The following is a 21,868-nucleotide window of genomic DNA, read 5'->3' on the forward strand; positions in this document are numbered from 1 at the left end:
ACCGTGGACATGACGACAGGCGCGATGCGACGGCTGGCGGCCTGGCGGCGCCGGGACGAGGGCGTGGCCATGATGAGCGCGATCCTCATGGTGCTGCTCATGGGCGCGCTCAGCACGATCATCCTCGCGCTGGTGATGTCCCAGGTGACGCCGACGCAGTTCGCGCGCAAGAACACGCGGACGATCTTCGCCGCCGAGGCCGGGGTGGAGGCCGCGCTGTCGCAGATCCGCTCCGCCGCGGCCGCCCCCGACTTCACCGGTGAGGTCTACGGCTCGCTGGCCGCCCTGCCGTGCACGCTCACCGGCACGGTCGCGGACTCCGGCGGCGACCTGCGGTACGACGTGCAGGTGCGGTACTACAAGGAGAACCCGGCCGGGCGCACCGAGACGTGGCTCGCCGCCAACGCCATGTCGTGCCGCCCCGTCCAGCAGCCCGCGTACGCGTACGTCATGTCCGAGGGGTACGCCGAGAACCTCGCGCGCCTCGAGGCGACGTCCGGCGACCGGACCCTGGCGAGCGTCTACCAGTTCAAGACGACCAACTCGAACATCGCCGGCGGGCGCATCTACACCTTCGGCGACGGGTTCTGCCTGCGAGCCGACGGCATCACCGTCGGCTCGACGATCCGCTACGTCGACAAGGCGGACTGCGGCTCCGACGACGAGCACGAGCTGTTCCTCTACGACACCGACTACGCGATCAAGCTCGCGTCGAGCACGCTGCCGGGCAGCACGCCGCTGTGCCTGACCGGCCCGCCGTCGACGTCCTCGGGGAGCGTGCAGATCACCCTGCAGGTGTGCCAGAGCGGCAGCGCCCGCTGGAACCAGCTCTTCAGCTGGGAGGGCGGCTCGCGCTGGAAGGGCGAGAACACCTCGATCACCAACTACTCGAGCTACTGCCTCTTCTCCGGGTCGACCTCGAACACCGGGATCGCGGGGCGCAAGCTCTACGTCGGCACCAGCTGCGCGCAGGACCAGCCGTGGGGCTCCTTCAACCCCGACCCGGCGGTCGGCGCCGGCGCCGCGAGCATCACCACGCGGCAGGTCGTCAACTACCTGGAGTTCGGCCGCTGCTTCGACGTCACCGGCGGCAACGTCTCCGCGGCGTACATGATCGTGTACCCCTGCAAGCAGGACCCGTCGGGCGGCACGCAGCTCAACTGGAACCACAAGTGGTACTACTCCGAGCCCGCCGTCGGGTCGCCGTCGCTGGGCCCGCAGCAGATCTACATCCTCCAGAACAACTCGACCTCCTCGAAGTACTGCCTGCAGTCCCCGGCCGCCGGAGGCCAGTACGTCACCCTGACGTCGGCGTGCAGCACCAGCGCGGCGAACCAGCGGTGGACCCGCTACCAGGACACCGGCAACTACGGCACCAGCTACACGTTCGTGGACTACCTGGGCCGGTGCATCGGCCTCGGCGACAAGTTCAACGGCTCCTGGTCCAAGATGGTCGTGTCCTCCTGCACCGGCGGCGTCGACCAGAAGTGGAACGCCCCGCCGCTGGACGTCGAGGCGAACGTCGGCGACTACGTGGAGACCTACGGTGGCTGACCTGACCCCGCTGCTCGTCACCCTCGCGGGGGTGCTCGGGCTGCTGGTCGGCTCGTTCCTCAACGTCGTCGTGTGGCGGGTGCCGCGGGGCGAGTCGGTCGTGGCACCGCCCAGCGCGTGCCCGGCGTGCGGGGCGCGGATCCGCCCGTACGACAACGTGCCGGTGGTCTCGTGGCTCGTGCTGCGCGGACGCTGCCGGGACTGCGCGGCGCCGATCTCCGCCCGCTACCCCGCGGTCGAGCTGCTCACCGGCGTGGCGTTCGCGGCCGTCGCGTGGTGGTCCGGCCCGGGCTGGTGGACCCCCGCGCTGCTGTACCTCGTCGCGATCACGGTCGCGCTGACCGCGATCGACCTCGACGTGCACCGGCTGCCCGACGCGATCGTGCTGCCCTCGTACCCGGTCGCCGCGGCGCTCCTGGTGCTCGCGTCCGCCGACCCGGGCGGCACCGCCGACTGGGGGGCGCTGCTGCGCGCGGGCGTCGGGGCCGCGGCCCTGTTCGCGTTCTACTTCGTCCTGCTCGTGGCGTACCCGGCGGGCATGGGGTTCGGCGACGTCAAGCTCGCCGGCGTCCTCGGGCTCTACCTGGGCTGGGTGGGGTGGGGCGCGCTGGTCGTCGGCGCGTTCGCCGCGTTCCTCGTCGGCGGCGTCGTCGGGCTCGCCCTCATCGCCCGCCGCCGTGCCGGGCGCCGCACCCAGATCGCGTTCGGCCCGTGGATGCTCGCCGGTGCCTGGATCGGCCTCGTCGCCGGTCAGCCGCTGTGGGACGGGTACCTCGGGCTGCTCTGACCGGGCCCTCGCCCGACCGTCGCCTCAAGGATGCCGGTCATCCGTCCGATAGGGAACGTGCAAGCTCCTCGGAGAAAGGACCACCGTGGCCTCCACGAACGTCATCGGCCTCGACATCGGGACGAGCGCCGTCCGTGCCGTCGAGGTCGCCTTCGGCAAGGGCGGCCCGCGCGCGGGCGGCACGCTGCAGCGCGTCGGCGAGGTGGCCCTGCCACCCGGCGCCGTGCGCGACGGCGAGGTCAACGAGCCGGCGGTCGTCTCCGACGCCCTGCGCCGGCTCTGGGCCCAGGCCAAGTTCACCAGCAAGGACGTCGTGCTCGGCGTCGGCAACCAGCGCGTCGTCGTCCGCGACATCGAGCTGCCCTGGATGCCGCCGGCCGAGCTCAAGGCGTCCCTGCCCTACCAGGTGCAGGAGCTGCTGCCCGTCGCCTCGGGCGACGCGCTGCTGGACTTCCTGCCCGTCGACGAGGTCGACGGGCCCCGCGGCCGCATGGTCAAGGGCATGCTCGTCGCCGCCCAGCGCGACGTCGTCGTGGGCAACGTCCTCGCCGTCGAGGGCGCGGGCCTGCGCCCGAGCATGGTCGACCTCAACGCGTTCGCGCTCGTGCGGGCCCTGGCCCGCGGCGACCTCGCCGAGCGGACCGTCGCGTTCGTCGACGTCGGCGCCCGCATCACCAACGTCGTCGTCGCCAGCGCCGGCACGCCCCGCCTGGTCCGCCTGCTCGCGCAGGGCGGGCAGCACGTCACCGACGCGGTGGCCGCGGCCATGGCGCTGCCCCAGCCGGAGGCCGAGGGCCTCAAGCGGGACATCGGCGTCGGCTTCTCGGCCCCGCCGGAGTACGCGCCCGCCGTCGAGGCGATCACGTCCTCGTGCCGCACCCTCGTCGAGGGCATCCGCAACACCCTCGTCTACTGGTCCTCCCAGCACCGCGAGACCCCCGTCGAGGCGCTCGTCGTCACCGGCGGCGGCGCGCACCTGCCCGGTCTGGGGCAGTACCTGTCGAGCTCGTCGCGGATCCCCGTGATGCTCGGCGACGCGTTCGCGGGCCTGCGGGTCGGCAAGACGATCGACCGTTCGACGCTCACCGGTGCCGAGTCGCTGCTCGCGCTCCCGGTCGGCCTGGCCCACGGAGTCGCGGCATGAGCACCGTCCTGGACCGCGGCAAGACCCGCGGCAAGCAGAAGACGAAGGCCCCGGCGCCCGCGCGCACGGTCGTGCCGACGATGCCGCAGGTCAACCTGCTGCCGCCGGAGGTCCGCGCGGCCCGCTCGCTCGCGGTCGTCAAGCGCTGGCTGGGGATCTCCCTGCTCGCGGTCGTCGTGGTCGTGGGCCTGGTGTACGCGTTCGCCCAGCTCGTGCGCACGCAGGCCGACAACGAGCTCGCCGACGCCGACGCGCAGACCATGCAGCTGCAGGCCGAGGAGCGCCAGTACGCCGAGGTGCCGCTCGTCCTGGGGCAGATCGCCGACATCGAGGAGGCCCGCCTCGTGGGCACCGCGACCGAGATCGCGTGGAAGCCGTACGTCGACGCGATCACCGCGGTGCTGCCCGCCGACGTGAGCATCGACTCGCTGTCCGTGCAGGGCCCGTCGCCGTTCGCGGCGCCGACCGACCCGCTCGACCCGCTGCAGGGCGCGAGCATCGGCTCGATCTCGTTCGAGATGCGCAGCAAGACCGTGCCGAACACGTCCGACATGCTCGACGCCTTCGCGGGCGTGCCCGGCCTGGCGGACCCCTGGGTGTCGTCGGTGACGGCGTCCGAGGAGGAGGGCTCGACGTTCTACGCCGTGTCCGCGACGGTCCAGCTGACCGAGAGCACGCTCTCGGGCCGGTTCGAGGACGTCCCGGACGAGGCGACGGACGAGGACGCGGCCGACGAGGCCGCCACCGAGGGGGAGGGCTGACATGGGACGCTCGAAGTCGTCCACGTGGATCGGCGGTGCGGTCGTCGTCGCGCTGCTGGTCGTGACCGCCGCATGGTTCCTCCTGATCGGGCCGGTGCTGACCGCGGCCGCCCAGACGCGTGAGCAGGCCGAGGGCGTGCGCGCCACGAACGACGTCATGCGGGACCGCATCGCGGTGCTCAGCGCGCAGTTCGAGGAGATCGACACCTACCGTGCCGAGCTCGAGGACCTGCGGGTCTCGGTGCCGGCGACCGCCGACGTCGCGGACTACCTGCGCGACGTGCAGCAGGCGGCCGAGGCCCGGGGGCTGACCGTCACCAGCGTGGTGCCGGGCACGCCCGAGGAGTTCCTGCCCTACGCGGCCCAGGCCGCCCAGGCCGCCGCTGCGGCGGCCGCCGCCGAGGCCGCCACGGAGGAGGGCTCCACGGACGCCGCCGCGACGGCCGGCGCCGCACCCGTGGCCGTCGACACCGGGGTGCCCGCCGGCATGGTGGACGTCCCCGTGCAGCTCACGGTCGTCGGCCCGTACGCCCAGGTCGTGGCCTTCATCGACACGCTGCAGCACGGCACCGACCGGCTGCTGCTCGTCACGTCGTTCACGGGGACCGGCCAGGACGACGCCGAGGCGTCGGGCGGCAAGCCCGCCACCTCGGTCGGCGACCTGGAGGCGACGATCTCCGGGTACCTGTACGTGCTGCCGGAGGACGGCGCCGCGACGCCGACGGACGAGGAGACCGAGGAGCCGGCGCTGCCCGGTGCGGTCGACGGCAAGAACCCGATCGTGCCCGTGGGCTGAGCGCCCGCGCAGCACCAGCACGACCGCCGGGGGCGGGCCGCAGCAGCGGCCCGCCCCCGGCGTCGTCGTGCCCCGGCGCCCGTGCCCCGGGGCCCGGCGTGCCGTGGGAGCCCGGCGAGCCCGACGGACGGGGTCGCCGTCCATGGTGCCCCGGGGCGGGTCCGGGTCGAGGAGGGCGTGCGGTCGGGGCCGGGCACGGCGGCGCACGGGCGGCGCACCGTCCGTGCGCGCCGCGTCACCCGCGTCGCGTCGGGCGCGGTCGGACGGAGCCCCGCCGGATCCCGGCCCTCGCACGGGCGGGGCTCCGCACCCGCGGTGCCCGGCGGGACGGTGCCCGCCCGCTCCGTGCCCTCGCCGGCGCACCTCGGTGACGGCACGCACCGGACGCGGCGGACGTCGCCGGGGGCACGCAGAAGGGCCCGGGCGGGACGACCAGGTCGTCCTGCCCGGGCCCTCGGGGCCGGACGTGCGGGTCAGCGCCGCACGGCGGAGACCGTCGAGCTGACGGGGCTGTTGCCCAGGGTGCTGGTGGCGTACACGCGGAAGTAGTACGTGCGGCCCTTGGTGCCGCCCGTCCACGTCGCCGAGGTGCTCGACGCGGTGCGCTTGGTCATCGTGCGCCACGTCGTGCGGTTCGAGGAGTACTGCACGACGTAGCCGGTGATCGTCGCGCCGTTCGTCGTCGGCCGGGCCCAGGTCACGGTCGTCTTCCCCGTGGTGCTCGCGGCCCGCACGGACTTCGGCGCGGCCGGCTTCGTGGCGGGCGTGACCCGGACCGCGGTGCTGGTGGTGCCGGTGCCGATCGCGTTCTTGGCCGCCACGCGCACCTCGTAGAGCGTGCCGTTGGTCATGCCCGTCACGGTGGCGGACCGGGCCGACGCCGTGAGGGTCGCCTTCGTGGCCCACGTGGACCAGGTCTTCTTCGTCGCGGAGTACGCGCGGGTCTGGACCACGTAGCCGGTGACGGCGCTGCCGCCGTTCTTGCTGGCCGGCACGCCCGCCCACGTGACCTTGGCCGACCGGTCGCCGCGGGCGGCGGTGACCGACGTCGGGGCGGCGGGCGTGGCGACGACCGAGCTGGTGACCGACGCGGCCGGGCCGGTGCCGATGGCGTTCACCGCCTGGACCTGCACCTCGTAGGTCGCCAGCGGCGTCAGGCCCGTCAGCGTCGTCGTCGTGGTGGTGACCGTCCGGGCCGACCAGTCCTCGTCGCCGACGCGCCAGCGCACGGCGTACGACGTGACGGCGGAGCCGCCGTCGCTCGACGGGGCCGACCAGGACATCGCCAAGGAGGACGCACCCTGCGTGGCCCGCAGGGAGCGCACGACGCCGGGGACGGTCGCGGTCGCGGCCGTCTTGACGGGCGACCAGGCGCTCGTCCCGACGGAGTTCCACGCCCGCACCCGGAACCCGTAGGTCGTCGAGTGCTCGAGCCCGGCGACGGTCGTCGACAGGACGCCGGGGCTGACCTCGACGGCGGGTCCCCACTCGTCGACCTGGCCCGTGGTGCCCGCGACGCCGTACTGCACGGTGTAGCGGGGCGCCTCCGACGAGCCGCGCTTCGACGGGGTCGCGGACAGGTCCGGCCACGTCAGCGCGACCGACGTCCCCGTGGCCTTCGCGCTGGTCAGCGTGGCGCCCGACGGGGCCGTCGTGACCGTGAAGGTGCGCACGGGGCTGGTGCCGAGGGTCAGGCGCGTCGAGCCGGAGGCGAGCTCGCCGTAGGCGACCACCTGCCAGGAGTACGTCTGCCCGTAGACGAGGGCACCGGTGGGGACGTACGCGGTGGCGACGGTCTCGGTCGCCGCCGACGTCGCGGTCAGGCCGGCCGACGTCGTCGCGACCCGGACGGCGTACCGCGACGCCCCCGGGACGGCCTCCCACCGCAGCGGGGCGCTGGCGCCGGCGAGCACCGCGCCCGTCGCGGTGGTCAGGGCGGGCACCGCCGCCGCCACGGTGAAGGTCGGTGCGGGGCTCTGCGTGGCGGAGCGGTTCGCGTTCGTGTCGAGGGACTCGACCTGCCACGCGTAGGTGCCGGGGGCCAGGTCGGGCACGACGACGGCCCGCTCGCGCAACGTCCCGGTGCCCGGGACGACCTTCACGGTGCCGGGCGTCGCGGTGCTCCAGTACCGCACGACGTACCGGGCGGCGGCGGCCCCGGCGTCCCAGGACAGCCGCACCGACCCGGACGCCGGGGCGGCGGTCAGGCCGTCGGGCGCGGGCGTCGCGACGGTGAAGGCCAGCGGGGCCGACCGCGTGCCGGGGTTGCCGTTGGCGTCCAGCGCGGCCACGGTGGCGGTGTAGGACCCCGGGCCGAGCGGCTTGCGGGACGTCGGCGACGCCGCGGGGACGTGCGCGACGAAGAACGGGTGCTCGACCTTCTGGGTGCCGACGGTCGTCCCGCTGCTGCTGACGACCGTGACCTGGTAGCCGCGGGACCCGCCGTCCAGCGGCGCGGACGCCGACTGCGGCCGCCACGACAGCACCACGGTGCCGTCGGCGGTGGTCCGCACCGGCGTCGCGACGTCGAAGTCGACCGGCGTCGACGTCTTGCGCCACGTCGCCACAGGGGACCAGGGCTGGGGCTCCGGGAAGGTGTACGTCGACCAGCCGTCGTCGAACACGATGCCGCGCACGCGCCAGTAGTAGGCGTCGGACGTCGTGTCGCCGAACACCCCCGTCGGCCGGACCCGCGTCGACGGCGTGTACAGCGTCGCGACGTGCGTGGTCATGCTGACGTCGGTGTAGACCTCGACCTCGTACGCGTTGACGCCTTCCATCGGCTCCCACGCCATCACGGGCGCCGGCGGGGCGGTCTCCTGGGTGGACCACTCGCCCTCCCACGCGGCGACGTCGACGTCCACGGACGTGGCCGTCGAGGTCCGGGGCGCGGTCACGCGCAGGTAGCGCGGCCCGACGACGTCGTCGGACCACTGCGACACGAGCGTGCCGACGGGGTTCGCCGCGTTCAGCGCGGTGGTCTGGTCGCCCGCGTAGTCGACGGCCTGCACGCGCCACCGGTAGTCGACGCCCGCGCGGACGCGGCGGTCGGCCGACGACGCCCACAGGCACGTGGAGGACGCCTTGAGCCGGTCGGGGTCCGTGCGGCCGCTGCCGACCCGGCCGACCACGGTCACCGAGGTGCTCGCCGTGCGGCAGGTCAGCACCGGAGCCCCGTCGAGCGCGTACAGCTCGACGGCGTAGAGCGTCGCCCGGGCGACGGGCTCCCACGCCAGCTCGAGGTCGGACAGGCTGACCTCCTCGGGGGCCCCGATGTCGGCGCTGCCCGTCAGCGGGACCGGGTAGGCCTTCGCGACGCCGGTCGCGGACGCCTCGCTCGTCGCGTTCCACTGCTTGGTGAACGCGACGACCTCCGACGGCGCACCCGGCACGTCGGCGATGTCGAGCGCGGTGACCTGCCAGTAGTACCCGGTGTCGGGCAGCGTGCCGGTCGGCACGTACGCCGTGGCGCTCGTGGTCACGTCGACGACGTCGGCGACGACCACGCCGCCGGGGGCGGACTTGCCGACGACCAGGCGGTACGCGGACGCGCCGTCGACCGGGGACCACTCGAACAGCAGGTCGGAGTGCAGGCGCCCGCCGAGGGGACGCAGCGGCGTCGGCGCCGACCGCTCGGCGGACCACGTCACCTGGAAGGAGCGGGCCACGCCCCACGGCCCGGGGCGGGGCGTGGTGCCGGACGCGGGCGCGAAGTTCGCGCGGACGCGCCACGACCACGTGATGGGCGCACCGCCGGCCTCCCGCGCGAGGGGCGCCGACGGCGTGAACGCCGTCGCCGTCGTGGTCGTGCTCGTGGTCACGCTCCCGGCGGGGAACGTGTCGTCCGAGGAGTGCTCCAGCGTGTAGGACACCGCACCGGGCACGGGCTCCCACCGGAACGTCGCCGGCTCGGGGTACCGGACCTCGGCGCCGTCGGCTGGCGCGACCGGCACCGGCGTCGCGAGCGCGGGGCGCTCGAGCGTCTGCCAGTCCGACCACGCGCCGCGGCCCGTCGTCCCGGTCGGCCCCGACTGGGCGGCGACGCGCCAGTACAGCGCCGCACCGTCCGCCGTCGCCGTGGCCGTCGTCGGCACCCACGCCGGGACCGCCGTCGTGCCCTGCGCGACGAGGCTCGACGCGGCGTCCGACATGTCGACGGCGACCTGCACGGCGTAACCCCCCGCGCCGTCCACCGACGGCCAGGTCAGCAGCGGCGCGCCGTCGACGTCCTCCACGGCGCCGACCCCCGGCGGGGCGAGATCGGCGAGCGCGGGTGCCGCGCCGCCCACGACGAGCGCCGTCGACACGAACGACGCGGTGAGCAGGGCGAGGGTGCGACGCAGCCGCACGGGTGCCTCCAGGGTGATGACGAGACCGGTCCGGCTCGGTCATCGGCACGTGATCCGCGCGAGGTGAGACGAACCGGCCCGACGCTTGCCACGGTCACCCGGTCGGCGGCACGCGCGCAGGGGCGCAGGCGTTCAGCCGGGGGTGACGGCCGCGGCTCGCACGGCCACCCGGTCCAGCACCCCGACGACGTGCGCCAGGTACTCCTCACGCGGGCCGGGGGCCGACAGCAGCAGGTCGTGCACCCCGCCCTCGACCGCGTGGACGTGCACGCGCTCGCCCAGCCCGGGGGCCCGCCGGGCGATGGCCCGCACGTCGAGGACCGTGTCGGTGCGGTCCAGGTCCGGGTGGCCGGGCCGGTCCGGCCCCGAGCGCGCGGAGTGCAGCACGTGCACGTCGCACGCGATCTGCAGGCCCACGGCCACACGACGCTGCCCGGCGAGGACGGCCCGCAGCCACGCGGCCCGCACCGGCACCCCCTCGGGGCGCTTGAGCGTGGTGTCGAACTCCCACCGCCCGCCCGCGTCCACGTGCTGCGCCGCCGCGTAGTGCGACGGCCCCTGCGCGAGCACCAGCTCCGGACGCACCCGCCCCAGCCGCGCCACGAGCGCGTCGCCCAGCGGCCGCGGCAGCGGCGTCCCGCCGTCCAGCCACGGACTGTCCAGCACGAGCGCGTCCGGACCGCCGCCCGCGCGGGCGGCGTGCGCCCACAGGGCCGCGACCAGGCCACCGGTCGAGTGCGCGTGCACCACGACCGGCAGCCCGGGACGGTCGGCGCGGGCGTGGGCGACGGCGAGCGCCAGGTCGGAGGCCTGCTCGCGCAGGTCGTGCTGCAGGTGCGGCACGTCACCCGGGCGCAGCGACCGCCCGGCGCGGCGTGCGTCGACCGCGAGCAGGTCCCACCCGGCCCGGCGTGCGGCGTCGGCGAGGTGCACCTGGAAGAAGTAGTCGTTGTAGCCGTGCAGGTGCACCAGCGTCCCGTGCACGCGGTCGGGACCCGTCGCCGGGCGCACCAGCGTGACGACCGGGTCCGGTGCGGTGGGCACCGCCCGGTGCGTCGGCGCGGGCGGCGCCGGCGGTGCGGGCAGGGTGCGCCGCACGAACCCCGGCAGCACGTCCGGCTCCCACCCCGTCACGGCTGCGTGGTCCCCTCAGCGGTGACGGGTCGTGCGGGCACGGGACCCCGGGCCGCGGCACCACCGGCGGCGCTCGCGGGCAGGCGCACGGCGAGCAGCAGACCCAGACCGGTGGCGAGCACGGCGACGATGCCCAGGACGCCCCAGTGCTGCGCGCCGCCGAGGGTCACGGCGACGGAGAACGCGGCGGGGGCGAGGAAGCTGGCGGCGCGTCCGCTGGTGGCGTAGAGGCCGAACAGCTCGGCCTCGCGGGCGGGCGGTGCCAGTCGGGCCAGCAGGGTGCGTGACGAGGACTGGGCCGGGCCGACGCCGGCGGTGAGCAGCAGCCCGCAGACCCAGAAGGCGGTCTGGCCGCGGTCGTGCAGCACGAGCAGGGCCGTCCCGGCCGCGACGAGCAGGACGAGCGAGACGAGGACGACCCGGCGCGGGCCGACCCGGTCGTCGAACCAGCCGGCGACGAGCGTGCTGACGCCGGCCACGACGTTGGCGGCGACGGCGAACACGAGCACCTGGGCGGCGTCGAAGCCGAAGGTGCCGGCGGCGAGCACGGCGCCGAAGGTGAAGACGCCGGCCAGGCCGTCGCGGTAGACGGCGCTGGCGGCCAGGAACCAGACGGTGGCGCGGCGGGTGCGCCACAGGGAGCGCACGTCGCGCCCGACCTGGCGGTAGGCGTCGACGAGCGTGCGTCGGGCCGGCGCGGCGGCGGGCCCGTCCGCGGCCGCGACGCGTGCGGGCGGCCGGCGCAGCAGGGCCGGCAGGGAGAACACCGCCGTCCACGCCGCGGCCAGCAGCACCGTCGCCCGGATGTCGGCGCCGTTCTCGGAGGTGACGCCGAACCAGCCGACCTCGGGGGCGATGAGCCCGGTGTAGACCGCGAGCAGCAGCACGATCCCGCCGAGGTACCCCGCGCCCCAGCCGAGGCCGGAGACCCGGCCGACGGTGCGGGGCGTGGACACCTCCAGGAGCTGGGCGTTGTAGGCGACGGACGCGATCTCGAACGCGACGGTCCCCAGCGCGAGCAGCCCGATCCCGAGCAGCACCTGCCGACCGGGGTCGGCCGCGCCCGGGTCCACGAGCGCCATGGCTGCGGTGAGCGTGACGACCACGGCCGAGGCGACGGCGAGCTGGCGCCGGCGGCGTGCGGCGGTGTCGGCGAGCGCGCCGAGCGCGGGGGCGAGCACGGCCACGACGACGCCGGCGGCGGTCATGCCCCAGCCGAGCCACGCGGTGTGGCGGGCGACGGCCGTCGCGGGGTCCTCGCCGGGGGCGACGAAGGACTCGGAGGTGAGCCACACGGTGAACACGAAGGTGGTGACGACCGCGTTGAACGCGGCCGAGCCCCAGTCCCAGGCGGCCCACGCGGCGACGTCGCGGGGGCGGGGCGGGGCGGGCGTGCTGCCCGGACGGGTGGTGCTCGCGTCGACGCTCACGTCCGGACCCTAGGGCCGGGCGGTGTCCGGGGCACGGCGGCCGCGCGGCCGGGGGGTGAACGGGCGGGGGAGCGGACGGCGCCGTTCACGTCGCGGATGCGCGCGGAGGGCACCGGTGCGCACGTGGCAGGATCGGCCCATGCTGCGTTGGTTGACCTCGGGCGAGTCGCACGGTCCTGCGCTCGTCGGCATCCTCGACGGCCTGCCCGCCGGTGTGCAGGTGCGCACGGCGGACGTGCAGGAGGCGCTCGCGCGCCGTCGCCTGGGGTACGGGCGGGGCGCACGGATGAAGTTCGAGCAGGACGAGGTGCGTCTGCTCGCGGGCGTGCGGCACGGCCTGACCCAGGGCGGCCCGCTCGCGATCGAGGTCGCGAACACCGAGTGGCCCAAGTGGGTCGAGGTGATGTCCGCCGACCCGGTGGAGGACCCGGCGGTCCTGACCCGGGCGCGCAACGCCCCGCTGACGCGCCCGCGCCCGGGCCACGCGGACCTGGTGGGCATGCGCAAGTACGGCTTCGACGACGCCCGCCCGGTGCTGGAGCGGGCCAGCGCCCGCGAGACCGCCACGCGGGTGGCGCTGGGCACGGTCGCGGCGCGGTTCCTCGAGCAGGCCGCCGGGGTGCGGCTGGTCTCGCACGTGGTGGGGATCGGGCCGGTGCAGGTGCCCGACGACGCCCCGGTGCCGACGCCCGACGACGTCGCCGCGCTCGACGCGGACCCGGTGCGGTGCTTCCACGGGCCGACGTCGGCGGCGATGGTCGCCGAGATCGACGCGTGCCACAAGGACGGCGACACGCTCGGCGGCGTCGTCGAGGTGCTGGTGCACGGGCTGCCGTCGGGCGTCGGGACGTACGTGCAGGCGGACGGCCGGCTCGACGCGCGCCTGGCCGCGGCGCTCATGGGCATCCAGGCGATCAAGGGCGTCGAGGTCGGCGACGGCTTCCGCACGGCCACCCGGCGCGGCTCGCAGGCGCACGACGAGATCGAGCGCGACGCCGACGGGCGGATCGTGCGCCGCACGAACCGTGCGGGCGGTGTCGAGGGCGGCATGTCGAACGGCGAGGTCGTGCGCGTGCGCGCGGCGATGAAGCCGATCTCGACGGTCCCGCGCGCGCTGGACACGGTCGACACGTCGACGGGCGAGGCGGCCAAGGCCCAGCACCAGCGGTCCGACGTGTGCGCGGTGCCGCCGGCGGCGGTGGTCGCCGAGGCGATGGTCGCGCTGGTGGTGGCGCAGACGCTGCTGGAGAAGACCGGCGGCGACTCGGTCGACGAGGTCCGGCGCAACCTCGACGCGTACCTCGCGTCGGTCCCCGAGCTCCTGCGCTGATCCGTCGACCGTGATCTGGATGTGATCCAGATCACAGTCCGATGTATCCGGCGCGCCCGCTACCCGCTCCTTGCTCCTGGAGCCGCTGCGTCCGCAGCGACCCGTCAGGATCGGGGGGAGTCATGTCGAAGCAGGCGCACGACGGTGGCGGGGTGCACAACGCACCCCGTCCGACCGAGCAGCTCGCGGCGGTGACCACCGCGTCGCACGGGCTGACCTACGCGGGCCGGCCCGCGCGCGGGCACGGGTACGAGACCCGGGGCCTGCAGTACCTGCCGCTGTCCCGGCTGCACGAGGGGCGGTTCGGCCGGATGTTCCGGCTGCCGCCCTACGTGCCGTCGGACACCGAGATCCAGCGTGTGGCCGACCTCATGCAGGAGGGCCCGGCCGGGGGCGCCCCCGCGCTGAACAGCACGACGATCCCGTCGGGCTACACCTACCTGGGGCAGTTCGTCGACCATGACCTCACGTTCGACCCGGTGTCCAGCCTGACCCGGGAGAACGACCCGGACGCGCTGACGAACTTCCGCACCCCGCGGTTCGACCTGGACAGCCTCTACGGGTCCGGGCCGGCGGACGAGCCGTTCATGTACGACCAGGACTCCCTCGTCGCCGGGGCGGCCAAGCTCCTGGTCGGCACCAACGGCCGCGACGACGACCTGCCGCGCAACGCCCAGGGCGTCGCCCTGACCGGGGACCCGCGCAACGACGAGAACACGTTCGTCAGCCAGCTGCAGCTGACCATGCTCAAGTTCCACAACACCGTCATGGACCTCGTCCTGGACGACCCGCACCTCGCGCGCGGCTCGGAGACGCCCTTCGAGACGGCGCAGCGGATCGTGCGCTGGCACTACCAGTGGGTCGTCGTGCACGACTTCCTGCGCCGCACGATCGGCGCCGACATGCTCGCCGAGCTGCTCGACGTGCGCGGCGGCGTGCCCTACCCGGCGCTGCGGCACTACACGCCCAAGAACTCCCCGTACATGCCGGTGGAGTTCTCCGTCGCCGCCTACCGGTTCGGGCACTCCCAGATCCGCGGCCGGTACCGCCTCAACACCCTGGTCGGCGCACCGCGCGACGGAGCCCCTCCCGGGCTGCCGACCTTCACCGCACCCTCCGTGCACGCCGACCCCCTCGGGCACTTCGGCGGCTTCCGCCCGCTGCCGCAGTTCTGGACGATCGAGTGGGCCCGGTTCTTCGAGGTCGACGGCGCCGGCGCCGACCAGCGCCAGTCCGCCCGCAAGATCGACACCCTGCTGGCCAACCCGTTGGCCCAGCTCCCGCCCGAGATCGCCCGCGACATGCCCAGCCTCGCGCAGCGCAACCTCACCCGCGGGGCCCGGCTCCTGCTCCCGTCCGGGCAGGCCGTCGCCGCCATGATGTGCGCGCGCGTCCTCACCGACGACGAGCTCGGCCTCGGCGGCGCCCCGGCACCCCTGTGGTACTACGTCCTGCGCGAGGCCCAGGTCCAGTCCGACGGCGAGCACCTCGGCCAGGTCGGCGGCCGGATCGTCGGCGAGGTCTTCCTCGGCCTCATGGCCGCCGACCCGTCCTCCTGGCTGCGCAACGACCCCACCTGGCGTCCCTTCCTCGGCACCGGGGGCGACTTCACGATGCCCGACCTGATCGCCTTCACCGGCCACGGCCTCGGCGTCACCGACCTCACCCCGCCCGACGTCACGGAGCCGCCGGCCTGACGCGGCCCGTCGTCACGGCCCGGCGCCGCCGGGCGCACGACCGCTCGGCGCCCGCGGGTGGACCCACCGCCCGCGGGCGCCGAGCGCGGCGTTACGCTGCCCCCCGTGCCCCGCCCGACGACGCCCCAGCGCCCCCGCATCGTCCTGGTCGGCCCGCCGGGCGCCGGCAAGAGCACCGTCGCCGCCGCCCTCGCCGAACGCTGGCAGCTGCAGGTCCGCGACACCGACGCCGACGTCGAGGCGCTCGCGGGCCGGTCGGTGGCCGACATCTTCGTCGAGGACGGCGAGCCCGCCTTCCGCGACCTGGAGCGGACGGCGGTCCTCGCGGCCCTCGACGGGCACGACGGGGTCCTCGCGCTGGGCGGCGGAGCCGTGCTCGACGCCGGCACGCAGGACGCCCTGGCCCGCTACGTGCGCGCCGGCGGGGTCGTCGTCTACCTCGAGGTCTCGCTCGCGCACGCCGCGCCCCGCGTCGGCCTCAACCAGGCCCGGCCCCTGCTGCTCGGCAACCCCCGGGCCCGCTGGCAGCAGCTCATGGACGCCCGGCGCCCCGTCTACGAGGCGGTGTCCACGCTCGTGGTCGGCACCGACGGGCGTCGACCGCACGAGGTCGCCGAGGCGATCGAGGAGGCCCTCGCGCACCGGCGCGTGGCCACGCCCGCCGAGCAGCAGCCCACCGAGCAGGACCCCACCGGGCAGCAGCCCGCCGAGCAGCACCCCCTCGAGGAGGACGCGTGAGCACCACCGGCCCGACGTCGCACGACGCGGTCACGGTCCGGGTCGACGGCGAGCAGCCGTACGACGTCGTCATCGGCCGGCACCTGCTCGGCCACCTGCCGGGCATGCTCGGGGAGCGGGTGCGTCGCGTCCTCGTCGTGCACCCGGCGGCGCTCGCGACGACCGCGGAGACCGTCCGCGAGGACCTCGTCGCCGAGGGGTACGAGGCGTTCCTCGCCCAGGTCCCCGATGCCGAGGAGGCCAAGACCGCACAGGTCGCGGCCTTCCTGTGGGGCGTCCTCGGGCAGGCGGACTTCACGCGGTCCGACGCGATCGTGTCGGTGGGCGGGGGCGCGACCACGGACCTGGCCGGGTTCGTGGCCGCCACCTGGCTGCGCGGCATCCGCGTGGTGCACGTGCCCACCACCGTGCTGGCCATGGTCGACGCGGCGGTCGGCGGCAAGACCGGCATCAACACGACCGAGGGCAAGAACCTCGTCGGCGCGTTCCACCCGCCGGCGGGTGTGCTGTGCGACGTCGCGGCGCTCGGGTCGATGCAGCGGCACGACTTCGTCGCCGGGCTCGCGGAGGTCGTCAAGGCCGGGTTCATCGCCGACCCCCGCATCCTCGAGCTGGTCGAGGCGCACACCGACCTGCTGACGGACCCGGCGGCCGCGGCGGGCTCGCCCGTGCTGGCCGAGCTCCTCGAGCGCGCCGTGCGCGTCAAGGCCCGGGTCGTGGGGGAGGACCTGCGCGAGGCCGGGCTGCGCGAGATCCTCAACTACGGGCACACCTTCGGGCACGCGGTCGAGCTGGTCGAGCGATACCGGTGGCGGCACGGCGCGGCGGTCTCGGTCGGCATGGTGTTCGTCGCCGAGCTCGCGCGGCTGGCCGGGCGCCTCGACGACGACGTGGTCGCCCGGCACCGGTCGGTGCTGACGGCCCTGGGGCTGCCCGTGACGTACCGCGGGGACCGGTGGGAGCAGCTGCTGACCGCGATGCGGCGGGACAAGAAGACCCGGGGCGACCTGCTGCGGTTCGTCGTGCTCGACGGCCTGGGCCGCCCCGCGCGGCTCGAGGGTCCGGACCCCACGCTCCTCGCCGCGGCCTACGCGGAGATCAGCGTGGCCGCGGGGCCGGCGCCGACGTTCGTCTGACCGCCGATCAAGCCTCTGGGCTTGTGCGCCGCTGAACAAGGTGCTGCACTTGTGGCATGTTCGTCGTCGATCTCGACCAGCGCGGCAGCCGGCGCGGCACCGACCAGGTGCCCGCCCTGCTCGACCGCCTGCGTGACGTGCCCGCGCTGCGGGCGTTCGAGCGCACCGTCGGCGACGAGGTCCAGGGCGTCCTCGACGACCCCGACGACGTCGTCCGGCTCGTGCTCGGCGTGCTGCGCGCCGGGGGCTGGTCGGTGGGTGTCGGGGCCGGGCCCGTCGACGAGCCGCTGCCGGCGTCGCCGCGGGAGGGCTCCGGGGCCGCCTTCGTCCTCGCCCGCGAGGCCGTCGAGGCCGCGAAGTCCCGGGCCCGCCCCGTCAGCCTCGCCGTGCGCGGCGCGCAGCCGGGCGCCGCGGCCGACGCCGAGGCCCTCCTGACCCTGCTGGCCGCCGTCCGCGCCCGACGGACCCCCGCCGGGTGGGCCGTCGTCGACGCGCTCGACGGCCTTCCCGACGGCACGGGCACCGGCGGGCCCGACGCCCTCGCCCGGCCACGCCCGGCCGCGGCCGCACCCGCGCAGGAGGACCTCGCGCAGGCCTTCGGGATCAGCCAGCAGGCCGTCAGCCAGCGGCTGCGCGCCGCGCTGCGGGCCGAGGAGGTCGCGCTGCACCCCCTCGCGGCGCGCCTGTTGACGCAGGCGGGCGGCTGACGGAAGGGTCGGGGCCGTGCACCCGGCGCAGCAGGTCCTCGTCTGGTCAGCAGCACTCGTCGTGTCCGCGGGCGGGGGATGGCTGGCCGTGCTCCTCGTGCTGCGCCTCGCGTCCCGGTCGACCGACGCCGGCCGGGGCCGCTCGCGCACGCGCGGCCCGGTGCTGCTCGAACCCCTCGCGCAGAGCGACGGGCCCGAGGGCGAGGGGGCGCAGCTCGTCCTGCGCGGCGGCACGTGGATCGGCCTGCTGGAGCGGGTCCTCGTCACCGGGGCGCTCCTGGCCGGGCAGCCCGAGGGCGTCGCGGTCGTCGTCGCGATCAAGGGCCTGGGGCGCTACCCGGAGCTGCGGGAGAACCCGGGGGCGTCCGAGCGCTTCGTCATCGGCACGCTCGCGTCCCTCGCGTGGTCGGCGGGCGTCGGGCTCGTCGGGCACGCGCTGCTCACCTAGCCCGGCTCCTCGGCCGCCGGCCGGGTGCGCGGCCCCGGCCGGCGGGCGAGGCCCCCGACGGGCCGTCACCGTGCGCCGCGCTAGGATGGTCGACGGCCTGCGGCCGTTCACCCGCCCGCCCGGCACGACGTGCCGGCGCCGAGGCCCGACCACCGCACCCGATCCGTGACTTGGAGAACGACGCCCGTGGCGACCACCAACGACCTGAAGAACGGCACCGTGCTGCGCATCGACGGCCAGCTGTGGACCGTCGTGGAGTTCCAGCACGTCAAGCCCGGCAAGGGCGGCGCCTTCGTGCGCACCAAGCTCAAGAACGTCCTGTCCGGCAAGGTCGTCGACAAGACGTTCAACGCCGGCATCAAGGTCGAGACGGCCAACGTCGACAAGCGCGACATGCAGTACCTGTACAAGGACGGCACGGACTACGTGTTCATGGACACGGACACGTTCGACCAGCTCAACGTGCCCGAGACGACGGTCGGCGACGTCGCCAACTTCCTGCTCGAGAACCAGAGCGCGCTGGTCGCCACCAACGACGGCGTCCCGCTGTACGTCGAGCTCCCGCCGTCGGTCGTGCTCGAGCTGACCTACACCGAGCCCGGCCTGCAGGGCGACCGCTCGACGGGCGGCACCAAGCCGGCCACGCTCGAGACGGGCTACGAGATCCAGGTGCCGCTGTTCCTCGAGGCCGGCACCAAGGTCAAGGTGGACACCCGTGACGGCAGCTACCTGGGCCGTGTGAACGACTGACGTGGCAGCCCGGAGCAAGGCCCGCAAGCGCGCGCTCGACGTGCTCTTCGAGGCCGACCAGCGCGGTGTCGACCCGGCCGAGCTGCTCGCCCGACGGATCGTCGAGCCGGGCACCGAGGCGGCGCTGCCGCAGTACGCCGTCGACCTCGTCGAGGGCGTGCTCGACCACCGCGAGCGCATCGACGAGGTCCTGGCCACGCACGCGCACGGCTGGACGATCGCGCGCATGCCCGCCGTCGACCGTGCGCTGCTGCGGATCGGCACGTGGGAGGTCCTGTTCAACGACGACGTCCCCGACGCCGTCGCGGTCGACGAGGCCGTGGACCTGGCGCGTGCGCTGTCGACCGACGACTCGCCGTCGTTCGTCAACGGTCTGCTCGGACGGATCGTGGAGCTGAAGCCGACGCTGCTGGCCTGAGGGCCCGTGCGACGAGGGGCGCACCGCCTGCGGGCGGTGCGCCCCTCGTGCTGCGCCGGTCGGGTGCGTGCCGCGCACCGACCCGTGCGCGGCGCCGTCCGGCGCGGGGTGCGGCGGGTGCCGCGGTCGGGAGCCGGGCGTCGTGCGCCCGGCGGGTCAGAGCAGCTCGGGGGCCACCGTGTCGTCGGCGACGACCCGCAGGGGCCGGGGGACGACGTCGCCGGTGCCGGTGCGTCGTCGCAGCGGGCGGGGACGGGCGACCGGGCGGGGGACGGGTCGCGCGCCGCGCACGGGGATGCCCGGGGCGGGCCGGCCCACGAAGTTGCCCTGCACGCGCGGCACGCCGAGGTCCACGAGCGCCTCGAGGTCCGCGGCGGACTCGACGCCCTCGGCGACGACCTCCAGGCCGTGGTGCCCCGCGAGGGACACGATCGCGCGGACCGCTCCGGCGCCGCGCGGCGTGCGGACCTCGCGCACGAACGACCGGTCGATCTTGAGGATGTCGACGGGCAGGCGGGCCAGGCGTGCCAACGAGGAGTAGCCGGTGCCGAAGTCGTCGAGCGCGATGTGCGCGCCGCGTGCCCGCAGCTCGGACAGCACCGGCACCGCGGCCGAGGTGCGCAGCATCACCGACTCCGTGATCTCCAGGGTCAGGTGCTCCCACGGCCCCCCGGACCAGGCCTCGTCGATCCGGTCGAGGACGTCGGGCTCGTGCAGCTCGCGGGCCGAGAGGTTGACGGCCAGGGGCATCTGGTGGCGGTCCAGGGCGCGGCGGGCCAGGCGCAGCATGTGCCGCCCGATGGGCACGATGAGGCCGGACTCCTCGGCGATGTCGATCCACTCGCCGGGCAGCACCAGGTCGCCGTCCTCCTCCCACCGGGCGAGGGCCTCGAGGCTGAGGACCTCGAGGGTGCGGGCGTCGACGATGGGCTGGTAGTAGGCGGTGATGCGGTCCTCGGCGACCGCGCGCTCGAGGGCGGCGCGGCGGCGGCGCTGCTGCTCGGTGCGCTCGCGCAGCTCGCGGTCGTAGACGCGGTGGCCGCTGCGGGTGCGCTTGGCCTCGAGCATCGCGGCGTCCGCGTCGCGCAGCAGCACGTCGGGCGCGGCCACGGCCGTGGGCTCCCACGCGGCGACCCCGCAGGTCAGGCGGGGGCCGCCGGCGCCGCCGACGTGCTCGGCGAACCCCGCGCACAGCGCGGCGGCCCGGGCGGCGAGCTCCTCGTCGCCCGGCGCCCGGCACACCACGACGGCGAACTCGTCGCCGGCCAGGCGCCCGACGAACGTGTCGGGGTCGGCCTGCGAGGTGCGCAGCCAGTCGGCGACCCGGCGCAGCAGCTCGTCGCCGCCGGCGTGGCCGAGCCGGTCGTTGACGGCCTTGAACCCGTCGACGTCGACGTACAGCAGGGCCACGCGGGTGCGCTCGACACCGGCCTGCTCCAGGGACTCCTTGAGGTGGTCGTCGACGGCGCGCCGGTTGGGCAGGTGCGTGAGCGGGTCGGTGACGGCGGCGCGGGCGAGCCGGTCGGCGAGCACGTACCGCTCCGCGGCGGTCGAGACGACCTGGGCGAGGTCGACGAGGAACGCGCGCTCGAACGGCAGCAGGTGCGTGGCGTCGTCGACGTACAGCTCGGCCACGAAGCGGCCGTTCTGCAGCGGGCGCAACGAGCCCTCGACGCTCGGGTCGCCGAGCACGGTGCGGGCGGCGTCGCGGGCGTGCTCGAGGAGCTGGTCGGCGTCCTGGCGGAACCAGGCGGTGTTCGTGACGTCGGCCAGGGCGTCGCGCATGACCCCGCGGCGCCGGGCGGTGCGCTGGGAGCGGCGCAGCCGCACGAGGGCGACGGTCTCGAGCGCGAGCACGAAGGGCAGGGGCCACAGCGCGGCGATCACGTGCGCGTCCTGCGTCCCGGTGTGCACGACCGACCACGTGAGCAGGGCGAGGGACACGCCCCCGAGCGTGGCCACGAGCCAGCCGATGCCCTGCAGGCGGGTCCGGCCGAGGGCGGCGACGACGTAGGCGAGGACGACGGCCACGACGACGAGCAGCAGGGCGACGGCGACGGGCCGTCCGACGACGACCTGCGTGCCCAGGCGCAGGTCGACCCACCAGAGCACGGAGCGCACGGCGAGCACTGTGCCAGCGGCGACGACCCAGGGGCGCGGCGACGGGCCGCCGCCGAGGGCGCGCGTGGTGGGGATGAGCAGGAGGGCGACGACCCCGGAGACCTGCGCGTGCACGCCGGTGAGGATCTCGGGGGCGAGGTCGCCCGCGACGAGCCCGTGGACGCCGGCCACGAGGAGCTGCACGGCCACGGCCGACGACAGCGCGAGCGGCCACAGGCGGCCCTCGGCGCGCAGCGACCCGCGCCAGCCGACCCACTGCAGGACGCAGAAACCGCCGACCAGGCCCGCAGCGAGGAACTGCAGGACGGTCGTCCACAGCGGGACGTCTCCGAGCATGCTCTCCCCATCGGCCGCGAGCCGCCCGGGTGTGACGGGCCGTCCGGGTGACCGGGCGCCCGGTACGCCGGGTCCGTCCCGGCCCTGCGGGCGTGCGGGTCACCCGTCCGGGTGGCGGGGACGTGCGCCGTCTCACGCCGTGGCGGACGGGGGAGCGGCGCGACGGCGACGGTAGGGTGAAGGCGACCGGCGTCCCGCCGGCCGGCCTTCCTTTAAGACCCGTCCCGTGAGG

General features: G+C 75.4%; 17 protein-coding genes. 13 read left to right on the top strand and 4 right to left on the bottom strand.

What is annotated here, in order from left to right; genetic code table 11:
- Positions 1–3 precede the first annotated feature (3 nt).
- The 5 genes from BKA21_RS01210 (at position 4) to BKA21_RS01230 (ending at position 5,042) form a co-directional block, all read left to right on the top strand.
- Entirely contained in the window at positions 4–1,554 is a 1,551-nt protein-coding gene (locus BKA21_RS01210) for a ricin-type beta-trefoil lectin domain protein (RefSeq protein WP_140458996.1), read from the top strand.
- Position 1,555: 1 nt separating this feature from the next.
- Entirely contained in the window at positions 1,556–2,341 is a 786-nt protein-coding gene (locus BKA21_RS01215; RefSeq protein ID WP_140459220.1) for a prepilin peptidase, read from the top strand.
- An 85-nt stretch (positions 2,342–2,426) separates the two neighbouring features.
- Positions 2,427–3,485: a type IV pilus assembly protein PilM gene (gene pilM / locus BKA21_RS01220; RefSeq protein ID WP_140458995.1), complete on the top strand. Its 1,059-nt coding sequence runs from the start codon at positions 2,427–2,429 to the stop codon at positions 3,483–3,485.
- Entirely contained in the window at positions 3,482–4,246 is a 765-nt protein-coding gene (locus BKA21_RS01225) for a PilN family protein (protein ID WP_179625292.1), read from the top strand. Before pilM ends, BKA21_RS01225 begins: the two co-directional genes overlap by 4 nt.
- A 1-nt stretch (position 4,247) precedes the next feature.
- The gene (locus tag BKA21_RS01230; RefSeq protein WP_140458994.1) at positions 4,248–5,042 is read left to right on the top strand and encodes a hypothetical protein; all 795 of its coding nucleotides are present in this window, start codon (positions 4,248–4,250) and stop codon (positions 5,040–5,042) included.
- Between the two features lie 473 nt (positions 5,043–5,515).
- Here the strand turns inward: BKA21_RS01230 and BKA21_RS01235 are convergent, their stop codons facing one another.
- The 3 genes from BKA21_RS01235 to BKA21_RS01245 form a co-directional block, all read right to left on the bottom strand.
- Positions 5,516–9,391, bottom strand: coding sequence for a fibronectin type III domain-containing protein (locus tag BKA21_RS01235; RefSeq protein WP_140458993.1), 3,876 nt, complete (start codon positions 9,389–9,391; stop codon positions 5,516–5,518).
- Between the two features lie 132 nt (positions 9,392–9,523).
- Complete coding sequence (locus BKA21_RS01240) at positions 9,524–10,525, bottom strand: serine aminopeptidase domain-containing protein (RefSeq protein WP_140458992.1); 1,002 nt, start codon at positions 10,523–10,525, stop codon at positions 9,524–9,526.
- On the bottom strand, positions 10,522–11,955 hold the full coding sequence (locus BKA21_RS01245) for an MFS transporter (protein WP_140458991.1): 1,434 nt from the start codon (positions 11,953–11,955) through the stop codon (positions 10,522–10,524). The genes BKA21_RS01240 and BKA21_RS01245 overlap by 4 nt, the downstream gene beginning before the upstream one ends.
- 139 nt (positions 11,956–12,094) lie before the next feature.
- Here BKA21_RS01245 and aroC point away from each other — a divergent pair, with 139 nt between their 5' ends.
- The 8 genes from aroC (at position 12,095) to nusB (ending at position 19,179) form a co-directional block, all read left to right on the top strand.
- Positions 12,095–13,285, top strand: a complete 1,191-nt coding sequence (aroC, locus tag BKA21_RS01250; protein WP_140458990.1) for a chorismate synthase — start codon at positions 12,095–12,097, stop codon at positions 13,283–13,285.
- Between the two features lie 152 nt (positions 13,286–13,437).
- Positions 13,438–14,982, top strand: a complete 1,545-nt coding sequence (locus tag BKA21_RS01255; protein WP_203793422.1) for a peroxidase family protein — start codon at positions 13,438–13,440, stop codon at positions 14,980–14,982.
- A gap of 105 nt (positions 14,983–15,087) precedes the next feature.
- Positions 15,088–15,720, top strand: a complete 633-nt coding sequence (locus BKA21_RS01260; RefSeq protein WP_179625293.1) for a shikimate kinase — start codon at positions 15,088–15,090, stop codon at positions 15,718–15,720.
- Positions 15,717–16,856 (top strand): 3-dehydroquinate synthase, encoded by a 1,140-nt coding sequence (aroB, locus tag BKA21_RS01265; protein ID WP_140458988.1) that lies wholly within the window; start codon positions 15,717–15,719, stop codon positions 16,854–16,856. The genes BKA21_RS01260 and aroB overlap by 4 nt, the downstream gene beginning before the upstream one ends.
- Positions 16,857–16,912: 56 nt before the next feature.
- On the top strand, positions 16,913–17,563 hold the full coding sequence (locus BKA21_RS01270) for a hypothetical protein (protein WP_140458987.1): 651 nt from the start codon (positions 16,913–16,915) through the stop codon (positions 17,561–17,563).
- 16 nt (positions 17,564–17,579) lie between these two features.
- Positions 17,580–18,011, top strand: coding sequence for a hypothetical protein (locus tag BKA21_RS01275; protein ID WP_140458986.1), 432 nt, complete (start codon positions 17,580–17,582; stop codon positions 18,009–18,011).
- A 186-nt stretch (positions 18,012–18,197) separates the two neighbouring features.
- Complete coding sequence (gene efp, locus BKA21_RS01280; RefSeq protein WP_140458985.1) at positions 18,198–18,761, top strand: elongation factor P; 564 nt, start codon at positions 18,198–18,200, stop codon at positions 18,759–18,761.
- 1 nt (position 18,762) lies between these two features.
- Complete coding sequence (gene nusB, locus BKA21_RS01285; protein ID WP_140458984.1) at positions 18,763–19,179, top strand: transcription antitermination factor NusB; 417 nt, start codon at positions 18,763–18,765, stop codon at positions 19,177–19,179.
- A 156-nt stretch (positions 19,180–19,335) separates the two neighbouring features.
- Here the strand turns inward: nusB and BKA21_RS01290 are convergent, their stop codons facing one another.
- The gene (locus tag BKA21_RS01290; protein WP_140458983.1) at positions 19,336–21,636 is read right to left on the bottom strand and encodes a putative bifunctional diguanylate cyclase/phosphodiesterase; all 2,301 of its coding nucleotides are present in this window, start codon (positions 21,634–21,636) and stop codon (positions 19,336–19,338) included.
- Positions 21,637–21,868 lie beyond the last annotated feature (232 nt).

Source organism: Cellulomonas oligotrophica (assembly GCF_013409875.1).
Taxonomy (GTDB): Bacteria; Actinomycetota; Actinomycetes; order Actinomycetales; family Cellulomonadaceae; genus Cellulomonas; species Cellulomonas oligotrophica.

Coding starts and splice junctions, on each gene's coding strand:
- BKA21_RS01225 (WP_179625292.1), top strand. CDS start 3,482: ATGAGCACCGTCCTGGACCGCGGCAAGACCCGCGGCAAGCAGAAGACG.
- BKA21_RS01230 (WP_140458994.1), top strand. CDS start 4,248: ATGGGACGCTCGAAGTCGTCCACGTGGATCGGCGGTGCGGTCGTCGTC.
- aroC (WP_140458990.1), top strand. CDS start 12,095: ATGCTGCGTTGGTTGACCTCGGGCGAGTCGCACGGTCCTGCGCTCGTC.
- BKA21_RS01270 (WP_140458987.1), top strand. CDS start 16,913: ATGTTCGTCGTCGATCTCGACCAGCGCGGCAGCCGGCGCGGCACCGAC.
- BKA21_RS01290 (WP_140458983.1), bottom strand. CDS start 21,636: ATGCTCGGAGACGTCCCGCTGTGGACGACCGTCCTGCAGTTCCTCGCT.